We start from the raw sequence: 14,636 nt of genomic DNA on the forward strand, positions 1-14,636 counted from the left end.
TTGCTCCTCGCACGCAGGGAACACACCGGCGAATTGTGGATTTGCAAAGCCACGGTTCGCTTCCACTAAATATAAAAAGGACACCTCTGAGGTGTCCTTTTTATATTTAGTGGAGCATTGCTCGTTTGAAGTGTTCCTTTAGGTTTCTATACCATGAATTTTTGAAAAGGGCGGTTAATAGGCTGTAGCTGCACCTTCATGTAGCGAGCTTTGTTACAGACGGGAAGTAGTCGCATTTTAGGCGGAAGGGGTTCGTGATGTTCAAATTCGGTTCAGATTCGATGTGTAATATGTCGAATTGGGAATACAATTATCGAAATCCCTGAGATTCGTAAGCTCATATATACAACGAATGTTATCGAGAGCTACCATCGTCAGATGTTCTCTTAAAATCTCTATATCTAGCAACGATGGATATTACAGGCAAGTGGACTAGACGAGTTCAGAACCGGGGGCTAATGATCCTCCAACAGTCTTTTTTTCAGATTGTAATCAACAAAATTAAAATAATGAACATACATAAAATTTTAGATTAAGGATGTGGACTATGAAAAGCTTCAGGATATTGTCGGTAGCATTATCGCTTCTTCTCATTATGCAATTGCAGCCTTGGTATGTTTCTTATGCAAAGGCAGATCCATTGCTGATTAAGACACCTGTTGAAGATGGTACTTGGGATAAAAGTGGGAAATATAACGATCTGCCCAGAATTTTGCGGGTTACTCGGCGGACAGTCAGTATGGGATCCAGAAATCCGCCATTCGTTTCTCGTTGACTGATGTCGTGGGTAACATCAAGAAAGCCACCCTGCGCATTCATATCTACCGTGTAACTGACTTAAATAAGAACGATGCGTTCGACCCTTTTCTTACGCTGTATGGTTCTTCCGTGAAGGACTGGAAATCGTGGAACACTCAAAATCCGAACAAAGTACCGCTAAGGGATACCGACCCGATGATCGGGGATAGGGATTATGATCTGGCAAATGACAAATGGAAAGTATATGATGTCACCCAATATGTGAAGGACCAGATGAGCTTGGATAAGAACGTGACGTTTGTACTGCGTAGTGAAGAGATCATACCCGGCGTCATGTTTGAGTATGATTCGATAAACAGTCAAACACCTGCTTACTACCCGCAGTTGGAGTTGGAGACAGGGCCTGCCGCACCGGCAGCACCAAGCTTGGATAAGAAGACGACCACGAGCATTACTTTGCAGGCGGTAGTCGGTCAAGAATACAGTAAGGATAACGGTGTTACGTGGCAAGACAGCGCGACGTTCAGCGGCTTGACGCCGGATACGGACTATACGTTCGTGACGCGTGTGAAGTCACCAGCTTCAGACGTTAGCGTGGGAACGACGATTCGTACCAATGCGCTTCCCGTGCTTGGAGGTACGGTCACGATCAGCGGCACCGCGAAATATGGAGAGACGCTGACAGCAGACTTGTCAAGCGTGACCTATACACCTCAAGTCGTAGGCGATGTGCCGACATACCAGTGGAAGCGCAATGGATCGGCAATTGGCGGCGCGACAAGCACAAGCTACACGCTGACACAAGACGATATTGGCAAGGTGATTACCGTCACTGTAACGGCAGATGGCACGCATGCGACGGGAAGCGTGACAAGTGCAGGTACTGCAGCGGTAGCCAAAATGGATGGGCCTGCAGCACCTGTAGCGCCAAGCTTGGATAAGAAGACGACCGCCAGTATTACTTTGAAGGTGGTGGCTGGACAAGAATACAGTAAGGATAACGGTGTAACGTGGCAAGACAGCGCGACATTCAGCGGCTTGACGCCGGATACGGACTATACGTTCGTGACGCGTGTGAAGGAGACGGCTACGCAGGAAGCTTCGGCAGTGAGCTCGGGAACGAAGATCCGTACCGATGCGCTTCCTGTGCTTGGAGGCATGGTCACGATCAGCGGCACCGCGAAGTATGGAGAGACACTAACGGCCGACTTGTTAGGCGTGACCTACACACCTCAAGTCGTAGACGATGTGCCGACATACCAGTGGAAGCGCAATGGATCGGCAATTGGCGGCGCGACAAGCATAAGCTACACGCTGATGAAAGACGATATTGGCGCGGTGATCACCGTTGCTGTTACGGCAGATGGCACGCATGCGACGGGAAGCGTGACAAGTGCAGGCACGGCAGCAGTAGCCAAAGTGAATGGTCCTGCAGCACCTGTAGCGCCAAGCTTGGATAAGAAGACGACCGCCAGTATTACTTTGAAGGTGGTGGCTGGACAAGAATACAGTAAGGATAACGGTGTAACGTGGCAAGACAGCGCGACATTCAGCGGCTTGACGCCGGATACGGACTATACGTTCGTGACGCGTGTGAAGGAGACGGCTACGCAGGAAGCTTCGGCAGTGAGCTCGGGAACGAAGATCCGTACCGATGCGCTTCCTGTGCTTGGAGGCACGGTCACGATCAGCGGCACCGCGAAGTATGGAGAGACACTAACGGCCGACTTGTTAGGCGTGACCTACACACCTCAAGTCGTAGACGATGTGCCGACATACCAGTGGAAGCGCAATGGATCGGCAATTGGCGGCGCGACAAGCATAAGCTACACGCTGATGAAAGACGATATTGGCGCGGTGATCACCGTTGCTGTTACGGCAGATGGCACGCATGCGACGGGAAGCGTGACAAGTGCAGGCACGGCAGCAGTAGCCAAAGTGAATGGTCCTGCAGCACCTTTAGCGCCAAGCTTGGATAAGAAGACGACCGCCAGTATTACTTTGCAGGTGGTGGCTGGACAAGAATACAGCAAGGATAACGGTGTAACGTGGCAAGACAGCGCGACGTTCAGCAGCTTGACGCCGGATACGGACTATACGTTCGTGACGCGTGTGAAGGAGACGGCGACGCAGGAAGCTTCGGCAGTGAGCGCAGGAACGAAGATCCGCACCGATGCGCTTCCCGTGCTTGGAGGCACGGTCACGATCAGCGGCACCGCGAAGTATGGAGAGACACTAACGGCAGACTTGTCAGGCGTGACCTACACACCTCAAGTCGTAGGCGATGTGCCGACATACCAGTGGAAGCGCAATGGATCGGCAATTGGCGGCGCGACAAGCACAAGCTACACGCTGACACAAGACGATATTGGCAAGGTGATTACCGTTGCTGTAACGGCAGATGGCACGCATGCGACGGGAAGCGTGTCAAGTGCAGGCACGGCAGCGGTAGCCAAAATGGATGGTCCTGCAGCACCTGTAGCGCCAAGCTTGGATAAGAAGACGACCGCCAGTATTACTTTGAAGGTGGTGGCTGGACAAGAATACAGCAAGGATAACGGTGTTACGTGGCAAGACAGCGCGGCGTTCAGCAGCTTGACTCCGGATACGGACTATACGTTCGTGACGCGTGTGAAGGAGACGGCGACGCAGGAAGCTTCGGCAGTGAGTGCGGGAACGAAGATCCATACCGATGCGCTCCCTGTAATTGGAGGCAATGACACGATCAACGACACTTCGAAGTATGGAGAAATACCATCGGTTCCTACAACATCTGCACCCTCTGACACAGGGGTTGATGTACTGGTAAATGGCAAAGCAGAGCATGCGGGGACGGCAATGACATCAAAGCGTAATGATCAAATCGTTACAACGATCTTGGTCGACGAGAAGAAGCTGGATGATAGACTTGTGGCGGAAGGCAAGCATGCAGTGGTCACCATTCCAGTGAATATCAAATCCGATGTTATCGTAGCCGAGCTGAACGGACAGATGATTCGAAACATGGAGGATAATCAGGCTGTTTTGGTGCTAAAAACAAGCAGCGCATCGTATACGCTGCCAGCACAGGAAATTAACATAGATGCCATTTCCAAACAAGTTGGAACATCGATAGCCTTACAGGATATTAAGATACAGATCGAAATTGCCTACTCAACAGCGGACACAGTGAAAATCGCTGATAATGTGGCAACGAAAGGCATGTTCACGCTCGTAGCGCCTCTAATCGACTTTACGGTCAAAGGTTTACATGAAGACAAGACTATTGTAATAACCAAATTCAACGCTTACGTGGAACGTACGATAGCGATCCCAGACGGCGTCGATCCGAATAGAATAACGACAGGCATCGTTGTTGAACATGGCGGAACGGCGCGTCATGTACCGACGAAGGTCATATCAGTTGATGGCAGGTATTACGCAAAAATAAAAAGTCTTACAAACAGTACGTATTCGGTTGTCTGGCATCCAGTTGAATTTGGCGACGTCGCCAACCACTGGTCGAAACATGCAGTCAATGACATGGGATCCCGCATGGTCATTGCAGGTACAGGAGACAACATGTTTAGTCCTGATCTGGACATTACGCGGGCCGAGTTTGTCGCCATTATCGTTCGCGGTTTGGGACTCAAGCTAGATGAAGGTGCTTCACCATTCTCGGATGTAAGAACATCCGACTGGTACAGCAGCGCGATTAATACCGCTTATACGTATCAACTGATCCATGGATTTGAAAACGGTACATTCCGTCCGAACGACAAGATCACACGAGAAGAAGCGATGATTATCATCTCCAAAGCGATGAAAGCCACCGGACTGAAAGACAGTCTTCCCGCTCGAGTAGCTGAAACAACTCTTCATTTGTTTACGGATTCGATAGAAGTATCTAGCTGGGCACAGAGCGGCATTGCCGATTGTGTGCAAGGAGGCATCGTATCGGGAAGAGAAGGAGCGACGCTGGCACCGAAGGCTTATATGACGAGAGCCGAGGTTGCAGCGATTATACAGAGGCTGCTTCAGAAATCGGATCTCATTTAGTTTCAAATACGAACGGAATACAATTATCGAAATATCGCAGTTTTGAGGAGGCAGTACAATGAAACGATTTTCATCATATAGCATAGCTCTTTTTCAATCTTGACATTATTTTTCATAAGTGGATGTGTTGCTACTGGTCTAGATTCTATTACTGTAAACAAAGTAGATTTTCCTAACAATCCTTTTTCAAGCTCTGATCATGTATATATTCGGTATTCGGACGGAACCGTTGATGGAACAACGGAAGATATATCACAAATAAAGCAATTTTCGGTCAAAACGGACCCTGAGAAAACAATTGTAGGTGGCTACATAAGCGACGGAACCAATAGTTGGGTTCCCAGCGGGTTTGGATATGAATTTTCTTGGGTTGATGTGTATGGACAAACAACAAAGCCCACGCACCCTGTAGCTTATTATGCTCAAGTAGGCGATCCTGTGGCGAATGCCGCTCATCCTGGTTTTGTAAATGTATTATATGCTATATATGATGCTAACGGTCAGTCTGTTGATGGCAGGCCGGAAGTGTTTGCACATTCAATAGGAACCACATTCTATAATGATGATCCACTTGATCTTGATAGGAGCGGGAATTACCTACGAACTGATTTTGTCACGGATGGATACTCTTGGTTTGCCAACCATGGGGAAGTCATTTTCGTTATTAATTCTAATGATTTTGAGACAAAGCCTATTTCTCTTTACTCAGGCGATACATTGCTATCTCTTAAACCGTCAATCAGCGTGAGCGTCAGCCCGAGTAGCGCGAGCGTTGTACAAGGAGGCAGCGAGCAACTGACGGCAACCGTGGATGCGTTTGGTGGAGCAGCAACGACGGTCACGTGGTCCAGCAGCGACGCAACGAACAAAGTAACGGTGGACAGCACGGGTAAGGTTACAGTAGCGTCGGATGCGCCGACGGGAGATTACACGATTACGGCTATATCAACGGCAGATAGCAGCAAAAAAGGAACGGCCACGATTACCGTCACAACAGCGCCAGCCGTCACTGGCGTGAGCGTCAGCCCGAGCAGTGCGAGCATTGTACAAGGAAGCAGCCAGCAGCTGAAGGCAACTGTGGATGCGATTGGGGGAGCAGCAACGACGGTCACGTGGACCAGCAGCGACACAACGAACAAAGTAGTTGTGGACAACACGGGCAAGGTCACGGTAGCGTTGGATGCAGTGCCGGGGATTACACGATCACAGCCACGTCAACGACAGATAGCAGCAAAAAAGGAATAGCAAAGATTACAGTTACAGCAGTATCAACGAAACCATCACCTCCAGCAAGAGGAGAAGCGTCATCACCTACTACGGTACCGCCTGTAACACCTGTAACACCTGCCCCAGTACCGACTCCTGAGCCTATAGAACCTACAGTTGATGTATTCAAGAGCAACATAGTGAATGTAGGCAATGTAGTTAAAGCAATCGAATCCAAGGTAGCGGAAGCTAAGAAAGTTAATGTTAAGATTGAACTATCTGATATTCATGGGCACTGGTCTGAAAAGACTATCGATATTTTCGTAAAATTGCATGTGATTGAAGGGTATGAGGATGGCAAGTTCAAGCCGGACGGTAACATTACACGCGCTGAGTTCGCAGTGATCCTAAATCGCGTATTCGATATTATTAAAGGTGGTGACAATACTAGAGTTGCGCTGAAGGATATTAGTAGTCACTGGGCAAAAGATGCAATTGAGAGGCTTCAAGAGGCAGGGGTTATCAGCGGCTACGAGGACGGTACGTTTAAGCCAGATAAAACGATCACACGCGAGGAAATGGTTCTCATCTTGTCCCGCATAGTAAACCTTAACAACTTGGCTAAGGATAATACCAAAGGCAATTTCAATGATCTAGAGGGTCTTATGCTGTAAACGAGATTAAGGCAGCAGCACAGGTTGGAATCATTAGTGGCAAAATGGAAGGGAAATTTGAAGTTAAAAGCAATGCCACACGTGCAGAAGCTTTACAAATCATCTTGAATGCGCTGGAACTCGACCCGCATTTGAAGACGTTGTTAGATTCACTTAACTAATATCGGTCGAGCACATACAAAAAGACACCTGAGAGGGTGTCTTTTGTGTTAGAGAAGGAATTCTACTCTTTGCATACCATGTCAATAGCACGGTCCTAGTCTAAAGTCTAGCTTTCAGATACCCCTTAAGACCGTTATGTCAGCCGAATAAGGTGGATATAATGGATTTATAACTCAGAGCGTGATTTATGAAGTCAAGGGAGTGTTTGAACATGAAGGCAACAGAAGCGACTGCAAAGGCGCGGGCAGGTAAGGTGAATTGGGTGCTGTTTAATCCAAAAACCTATGCAACGATCCTCTATTTACTGCTATCTCTCCCGCTAGGGATTATCTATTTTACAGTAGCGATAACGGGACTTGCACTATCAATCGGTTTAACTCCAATATTTATCGGAATACCGCTGTTTTTTGGAGTGGCTAAGCTGTTGAATGGGATTGTGAGTTTTGAACAAAACATGATTAGACAAATTTTAGGTTTACCTACTCCTCCTGTTTCGTATACCCACAATCGACAGTCTGAAGCGGGGCAGAGCTGGTTTAAGCGAATGATGGGAAGTTTTGACGGAGGGTTATTCATTCGAAACCTACTGCTTGTATTACTAAGATTTGTAACAGGCATTGTATTCTTTACTATTATGGTAACTGTGATTTCACTAGGACTAGGATTTATTGCCCTTCCAGTCGTGCATATCATTTTGATGAATGAAATGCAGCTAGATATTCTAGAGAATAGCTTATTTAATTACTTTCATATAGATTGGACTTATAATCAGCAATATATGCTGTACGTAGGAGTTGGCCTTGTACTTTTTTGGGTCGCGCTTCGCGTTGTGAATGGACTCATGCAAATTCAGCGCAGAATCATGTATGTGGATGAGCCATATCAGCAGCCATCAGTGCATGTGGAAACACAAATGCATGCGACGGTTCAGCCGGAATATTATGATTATCACGAGGATCAGTCTACTCAAGGAATGATAATATCCTGAAGAAAGATAATAGCCTAGTCCTCACGAGGACTAGGCTTTCTTATATATAGACGTGTATTCAAGTCTGTAGCCATGAGTATTTAAGAACTACGATGGTTGAAAGGGGCGCTCATGCTCCCTATCCAGAAGCATCAATCCTGCCCTTTAGTCTCTTGTCGACGCTGATTCCGCATCTCCTTCTGCACCTTCCGGAGCGCCTTTTCGAGCCACGCTGCATATCATGCTGGAATTTACGTTCCTGGTAGCTGTTAAAGAGGGTGTTCAGATCATATCCCTCAGGATATAGATCACTTGCTGGCAGCTCCAACGCTACACGTTTGTAATGAACCTCCAGCATCGTGCCCTGAACAAATACGACCAGATTGTTAAGGGAATCAAGTCCACGATACACGATAGCACTCTCATTCCGATCTAGCAGCTTAACCTTATCGCCCGTGGTATAGGTAGGAATCACCGCTTCAGCAGTGATCTCTATTTTTTTTGGCTTACTAACCTTGCTATCTTGAAGTCGGTCCAAGCGATATTCTTTTTGCTGCATATAGTTTTTGGCTCGCTCTAGCACATGCTCCTTTAGCTTCATTTTCCGTGAAATCCAAAGCGCATTGCTGTCACCCGATTGGCCAATCATGAGTCTATATTGAGGCTCCAAGGTCTCTTGATTAAATTCCATCGCGGCATTCATGAAATCACTGTGCATTTCCGAATACTGCTTGATCTCGCCATAATGTGTGGTCGCTACTGTGATACAGCCCATATGATAAAACTCCTCAAGAATGGCAATCGCCAGTGCTGCGCCTTCATTCGGCTCGGTGCCGCTTCCGATTTCATCGAATAGCAGTAAGGTATGACGATCTGCCGCATACATAATCTCTGATATATTTTTCATATGGGATGAAAACGTACTGAGCGCATTCTCAAGGCTTTGATTATCACCAATATCTACAAAAACATTTCGAAACAATGCAACTTCGGTACCCGGAGCCGCTGCAATATGGAAGCCTGACATCGTCGCTAGGGTAAGGAGCCCAATCGTTTTCAGCACCACAGTCTTTCCGCCAGCATTCGGTCCCGTAATAATGAGACTGCGATAGGAATCACCAATCTCAAAGTCAAGCGGTACAACCTTACCAGCAAGCAGAGGATGCCTGCACGACACCAGATTCATATAGCCATGATCGTTGATGAGAGGCTCTATACCATTGATGTTGCGGCTGAATTTACCCTTAGCAAAAATCATATCGTACTGGCTGATTAATTCAATATTGATATTCATGCTCTGTGCATGATCGAATATTAAATTAGATAAGTCTGCAAGAATCTGATATTCCTCCATCACCTCTTCGGCTTTCAAGCTCGCTAATTCCGCATTATATTTCGAAACAGCGATCGGTTCAATAAACACCGTAGCACCTTTCGAAGATACCTCCACAATCGCACCCGGCACATGATTTTTATAGGCTGCTTTGATAGGAATCGTAAATCGGTCATTCTTTTTGCTTACAAAAAACTCTTGAATATATTCCTTATTTGCACCGTTTTTCAAAAACCGCTGTAGCAGTTCTTCAATCTTTGCCTCTGTTATATCGATATGCTTGCGAATTCGCTTAAGCTCTTTACTTGCTCCAGAGTCCACCCGATTTGCTTTGATACTTTCATGAATCCGATCCTCAATAGTTGCGAACTCCGTCATGGAATAGACATATGCGCTAATTTTAGGCGCCAAAAGCTCCCACTCCATCATAAAGCTTCTCATTTTGCGGCAGCCGCGCAAGAAATCTGCAATGGCTACGAGCTCAGAAGGATCAAGAATCATACCTTTCTCAAGCTTTTCCATGAAGCTCTGGATATTCGATATGCCAACTAACGGAACATGACTTCCTGTATCGAGAATCGCTCTAGCCTCTGTCGTCTCATTCAGACGAGCTTTCACTACACTGAGGCTTGCGCTCGGTTGTAATTTATCGATTAATTGTTTACCTAGTCCGCTAACGCAATAGCTTTTTACGATTTCTTTTAGCTCATGATATTGCAATTTATCAAACGTACTTATATTCATTGGTTTATTCTCCTTACGTAAATTAATCACGACGAGAAGAACCCTACCCCAATAGATTTCAACAAATATGTCTAAGAGGTTGTTCAAAAAAGTCCGCTTTTGATCACGAAGTAAATCAGGAAGCAGTTCGGCATCGAATCTTGAATTCAGCCGGGCCTTCCGGTACTCACGTACCCAAAACGTACGCTCCGTTCCTCAGTCCCTAGCTTCATCCAACCTTCTCGGTCCTGAAAACCCCCTTTTTTGAACTCACACTATAAATAGACAGCAAAAAAAGCTGCAGGAATCCCACAGCTTTACATTCATGTTCTAGGCATATTTGATCTGGGAATCTCCACAAGAATAGAGATCCGTTCCATCCAAGCCTCATGACGTATCGTAGGGTTCTTCATAGGTAACACAAATAAACCTACAATATAGGAAAATTTCACACGTCCATCGTTCGTGCCTATATCGTACCGTTTATTTATTCAATTACGACTATTTAGAACCTAACACACTCATAAAGCACCTCATATTGTTCAAAAGATATTTATCGAAATCTAATGATGGCATTATCATATAACAATCGTGAATCCATGTAAAGTAGCTGTAGACCCGCCCTTAGACTGCATCATTTTCTTCTTAGTCCCTATCCTGTACAATGAATACGATATGATTCACTAAGAATAAGGATGTGCTTATATTGGCTAAAAAACCTACGATTCAAGCGCCAAATCTACCTCGGCAATTAGAAATCAAGGAATGGGATTTGGAATCTGTCCTTGCTGAACATGAGCTGGAGGAAGCCGAAATTCAGGAACCGATTATTGAAGATCTAAGACTTGAAAAAGGGCGAATAAATAACGTTATTTTTTCTAATGTCGCCTTTTTGAATTCATCATTTACTTATACGGAATTCGTTGATGTTATCTTTGATAAATGTGATTTATCCAATGTTGATTTCAGCGATGCCGTCATGCATCGTGTAGAATTCCGAAACTGCAAGCTGATGGGTATTAACTTTTCCAGCGCATTACTCAAAAACATTGTCTTCACTGAATGCTTTGCAGACTATGCGACCTTCGGTTTTTCCGATTGTAAACAGGTGAGATTTCAGCAATGTTCTATGAATCAGGCTGACCTGTACGAAGCTAAGATGCTACAGGTTGAATTTAACGACTGCACGATGAATCAAGCTAATTTTGTAGGAGTAAGCCTCAAAAATATCGATCTTAGTACCTGTAGCTTCGAGCATCTTATGGCATCACCCGATAAACTTGAGGGCTGCATCATCGATTCGAGTCAAGCCGCCGGCTTTGCCAAGCTCATGGGGCTGATCTTCAAGGATGAATTGGATGAAGAGAGCTAAATATCGATCTCAAATGTATATATCCTAAAAAAACCTCCATTTATTATGCTTAGATAAGCTATGAAAATGGAGGTTTTTTATTTTACCGAAAGCATAAAATTTTATTCAATCCACTCTTGACGTACCGACCGACGGTATGTATACTAAAATCATCAATAAACCGACCGACGGTATGTTTCGATAAATCAACTTAGAAAAAGGTCGTTCACTTTACAAAGGAGCGATATCAATGACACAACATCAATGGGATTTAATTGGTTATGCAGTTTGGGCACTTGTGATCTGGGTAACAGTGAAGCAATTTATGCAATCACGCAAGGAGGTTAAAGGGAAGGGGCTTCGGCTATTGTTAGGAGATTGGTTAATGTTCGCCCCTGTACCTTGGATCGTGTACTGTCTGGCAAGTCGCGGAACTTGGGAGCAAGTTGGTTGGACGCTTGGTCTCGGCGTCGTATTAGCAATTCCATATGTTTTAACTACGAAATTTATGAAGAAGGCGGGCGGAGGGATATACTTCGAGTTCAATTTACTCTTCTATATTTTCCTTTTTGGATTTCCGTATCTTCGTTATATGATCCGTGATCGTGTGTTCCACACCTATCCGATTCTAACGCCAGATTATCATCCAGATATTGAGCTTATGCTAGCCATGTATATCGGTGTGCTTGTCTTCTATACCTTTGTATGGCGTGTCTATATGTATATGAGTTTCAAGCGGCTTAAGCAGCAATCGGACATCAACGCCTTGAGAATGGAGGAAGGGCAGCATGTCTAGAGCGGTATCTGAGGTAGGGAGGATAGTACTCGTGATAGCAGCCAGTTTTGCGGTATTACTCCTTCTGCTCGTATGGCGTGCCTATCGGTATATGACCACAATGAACCTTTCAAATGACATGTAAAGGAATGGAGGATAGCTTTATGCCTAGAATAGCTTCACCTGCATGGCGAATAGCACTCGCAATTGTCGCTAACATCACAGCGCTGCTCACGATTATGCTTCCGTTTGTGTTAACAGGAACACTGAATTTTGTACTGGAGAATTATGGTGTTCAATCCGTTATGAATATCGTTGTTGGGGTAATAGGAACAGTAGTGACTTTTATGATTTATCGGTATGTGGATCGTAAGCCGGTACGTAAGCTTGGTTTTACTTTTCGAAGAAAGGATGTTTTATTTTCAATCGGAGTATTGGTATTAACGCTTTTGAACGCTTTAGTAGGATTGTGGTTTATACAGGGCGTTCACAGCTATATTACGGTACAATTTGATGCTTCTCGAATTTTAAATGGCACGTATATTTCCCTGCTGCTATTGGCTTTCGTCGCTTGGATCATCGCATCGATGCAGGAAGAGGTATTGAGTCGGGGGTATTTACTAGCTCAATTGCAGCGTCTTGGATTAAAAAATGCAATCTTGATTTCTTCGCTGCTCTTTCTGCTTGTGCATATTCCTTTTCGCGGACTTCATCTGTATCATGCCATTAGTATTGTGATGGGAGGCATCGTGTATGCCTATATGTACCTCAAATCCGGCTCCCTATGGGTATCCTGTGTGGCACATGGGATTTATGATTTTGTAGATGCAATCCTGTTTAATGTGAATGATGTATCCTTGTTCGTACTCCAAGATTCAATCTCGATGGGAGATAAGCTCCCTTATAAAATCGTGCTGGCGCTGTGTATGCTTGGATTCACTTACTTGATCTATGGAAGGAATAATGGCGTAATGACACCAAGCGAGAATTTACAGCAGCTGTGGGGGCTGCGTACACTAAGCGCTACTCCTACACCATCACTGGAAGCACAGAAATTGTAGACCATGATCAGAAACGTATAGAAACGCTGGACGTCCTTACTGGATGCTCTAGGCGTTTCTATTATGCTTAACTTGACCATACCGACAGTTGGTATAGAATAAAAGGAATGGAGCCTATGGAACGACTTTGTTTGCTATCTCACGACATTCGCGGGCTTATATGATACCAGAAGGAGGAGCGTTGATGTCGAAATCATCGCAACGTACCGCAAGCTTTGAGCTCATTCTCGAAACCGCAGAGCAATTAATTCTTGAAAAAGGCTGTCGACAAACGACCCTGCAAGATATTATTGAGCGTTCTGGATTATCCAAAGGTGCAATTTATCATTATGTATCTGGAAAAGACGAGTTGTTCGGATTGATACTAAAATCAAAGTTCGAGGCACTTCATGATCGGTTTACATCCGCGGTCGCGGAGACAGCTGTGGGAGATGCAGTTCCACCCATTAAGCTGATTACCGGAGGAATGATGGATAGCGGCAGTGTAACGAACAAAATATTTACGTATCTGTTAGGACAATGCGATAATGAGAAAATTATGGCCATATTGCGGGAGCTGTATCAATTTTCGCTGAAAATGGCAATAGACTGGATCGAGACCGGACAGAAGGCCAATGCGATTCCGAAAACGGTCGATGCTCATAAAATTGCTTCGCTGTTTATTATTTTTACTTATGGGATGCGTGTGCATCATGTGATTGCAGAAGTAGGAGATGAAGGCATTCAATTCGATGATGTATTTCGATTTATCTCGGGTGCATTACATTAAAGGGGACTATGCCCAAGCTTATAAATTGAACTATCCAAACTATCAGAAGGTCTTCCGTCAGGAAGGCCTTTTTGCATATTTTTTATCGTTCTGCATAGCTTATTTTTTGCTATAATAGCGTAGACTCATGGAAAATTTAGGGTGGAGCTGAGCGCTGTGAAGAAAATGCATTCCCCACAGAAACATTCAGTCATAATCAGTATTGCGATAACCATTTGTTGCAATGGAATTCTCCCATACTTGATATATATATGGCTCAAAGATGACATGTCTAGTCTCACAGCGTTAATTATCGCCACCACGGTACCGCTTCTTGAGAATATGATTTATTTTGCAAAATATCGCAAGCTGGATACCTTTGGACTTTTGATGATCAGTACATTTCTTCTCTCGATTATACTCGCGATCAGTGGAGGTAACGAGAAGATGGTACTGCTGCGAGAATCATTTGTGACGGGGTTCGTAGGTGCTTTGTTTATTAGTTCTCTCGCCTTTGAAAAACCGCTGATCTATCAGTTTGCTCAACGCTTTGTGTCGCAAGTAAAAGCAAATATATTTGCAGAAAGATGGTCACATCCGTATATTCGCTTTGTTTTTCGGCTAATGACGGTCGTCTGGGGGCTGATGATGCTGGGTGAAGCTATGCTTCGTATTTACTTGATTCAACGATATACGACAAAAGCTTTTTTATGGATATCTCAGCTGCTGTTTTATGGTGTAATAGGTACGACGATCCTATGGACACTGTTCTATCGCCGTTATGCTAGTCAGAAGTATTTACGTTTGATGCAAATAAAATAAAGAGAAGTAAGGTGGAG

At 45.0% G+C, this 14,636-nt stretch carries 12 protein-coding genes and 2 pseudogenes; 12 read left to right on the forward strand and 2 right to left on the reverse strand.

Features of this window, described 5'->3' with window-relative positions; all coding sequences use genetic code 11:
- Positions 1-324: 324 nt before the first annotated feature.
- From RE628_RS00860 to RE628_RS00875, 4 genes and pseudogenes are all read left to right on the forward strand, one after another.
- Positions 325-536, forward strand: a pseudogene (locus RE628_RS00860) (hypothetical protein); the annotation flags it as partial.
- An 11-nt stretch (positions 537-547) separates the two neighbouring features.
- Positions 548-775 (forward strand): hypothetical protein, encoded by a 228-nt coding sequence (locus RE628_RS00865; RefSeq protein WP_309156970.1) that lies wholly within the window; start codon positions 548-550, stop codon positions 773-775.
- A complete protein-coding gene (locus RE628_RS00870; RefSeq protein ID WP_309156971.1) occupies positions 772-4,797 on the forward strand; it encodes an S-layer homology domain-containing protein in 4,026 nt (1,341 codons plus the stop codon). Before RE628_RS00865 ends, RE628_RS00870 begins: the two co-directional genes overlap by 4 nt.
- A gap of 99 nt (positions 4,798-4,896) precedes the next feature.
- Positions 4,897-6,042 (forward strand): Ig-like domain-containing protein, encoded by a 1,146-nt coding sequence (locus tag RE628_RS00875; protein ID WP_309156972.1) that lies wholly within the window; start codon positions 4,897-4,899, stop codon positions 6,040-6,042.
- Here the strand turns inward: RE628_RS00875 and RE628_RS00880 are convergent.
- A complete protein-coding gene (locus RE628_RS00880) occupies positions 5,993-6,202 on the reverse strand; it encodes a hypothetical protein (protein WP_309156973.1) in 210 nt (69 codons plus the stop codon). The genes RE628_RS00875 and RE628_RS00880 overlap by 50 nt on opposite strands.
- Position 6,203: 1 nt before the next feature.
- Here RE628_RS00880 and RE628_RS00885 point away from each other — a divergent pair, with 1 nt between their 5' ends.
- The 3 genes from RE628_RS00885 (at position 6,204) to RE628_RS00895 (ending at position 7,827) form a co-directional block, all read left to right on the forward strand.
- Positions 6,204-6,677: an S-layer homology domain-containing protein gene (locus RE628_RS00885; protein ID WP_309156974.1), complete on the forward strand. Its 474-nt coding sequence runs from the start codon at positions 6,204-6,206 to the stop codon at positions 6,675-6,677.
- Positions 6,678-6,709: 32 nt separating this feature from the next.
- Complete coding sequence (locus RE628_RS00890; protein ID WP_309159322.1) at positions 6,710-6,838, forward strand: hypothetical protein; 129 nt, start codon at positions 6,710-6,712, stop codon at positions 6,836-6,838.
- Between the two features lie 212 nt (positions 6,839-7,050).
- A complete protein-coding gene (locus tag RE628_RS00895; RefSeq protein ID WP_309156976.1) occupies positions 7,051-7,827 on the forward strand; it encodes a sensor domain-containing protein in 777 nt (258 codons plus the stop codon).
- A 131-nt stretch (positions 7,828-7,958) separates the two neighbouring features.
- Here RE628_RS00895 and RE628_RS00900 read toward each other — a convergent pair.
- Positions 7,959-9,883, reverse strand: a pseudogene (locus RE628_RS00900) (endonuclease MutS2).
- Positions 9,884-10,568: 685 nt separating this feature from the next.
- Between RE628_RS00900 and RE628_RS00905 the strand changes: the two are divergent.
- The 5 genes from RE628_RS00905 to RE628_RS00925 all read left to right on the forward strand — a co-directional run bounded on the left by RE628_RS00905 (position 10,569) and on the right by RE628_RS00925 (position 14,619).
- A complete protein-coding gene (locus tag RE628_RS00905; protein ID WP_309156977.1) occupies positions 10,569-11,234 on the forward strand; it encodes a pentapeptide repeat-containing protein in 666 nt (221 codons plus the stop codon).
- 229 nt (positions 11,235-11,463) lie between these two features.
- On the forward strand, positions 11,464-12,009 hold the full coding sequence (locus RE628_RS00910; RefSeq protein WP_309156978.1) for a CcdC protein domain-containing protein: 546 nt from the start codon (positions 11,464-11,466) through the stop codon (positions 12,007-12,009).
- Between the two features lie 143 nt (positions 12,010-12,152).
- Positions 12,153-13,049, forward strand: a complete 897-nt coding sequence (locus tag RE628_RS00915; protein WP_309156979.1) for a CPBP family intramembrane glutamic endopeptidase — start codon at positions 12,153-12,155, stop codon at positions 13,047-13,049.
- A gap of 184 nt (positions 13,050-13,233) precedes the next feature.
- Positions 13,234-13,818 carry a TetR/AcrR family transcriptional regulator gene (locus RE628_RS00920; protein WP_309156980.1) on the forward strand — a complete coding sequence of 195 codons (585 nt, stop codon included), beginning with the start codon at positions 13,234-13,236 and terminating at the stop codon, positions 13,816-13,818.
- 165 nt (positions 13,819-13,983) lie between these two features.
- A complete protein-coding gene (locus RE628_RS00925) occupies positions 13,984-14,619 on the forward strand; it encodes a VC0807 family protein (RefSeq protein WP_309159323.1) in 636 nt (211 codons plus the stop codon).
- Positions 14,620-14,636: the final 17 nt, after the last annotated feature.

The organism is Paenibacillus sp. D2_2, from assembly GCF_031199965.1.
GTDB lineage: Bacteria > Bacillota > Bacilli > Paenibacillales > Paenibacillaceae > Fontibacillus.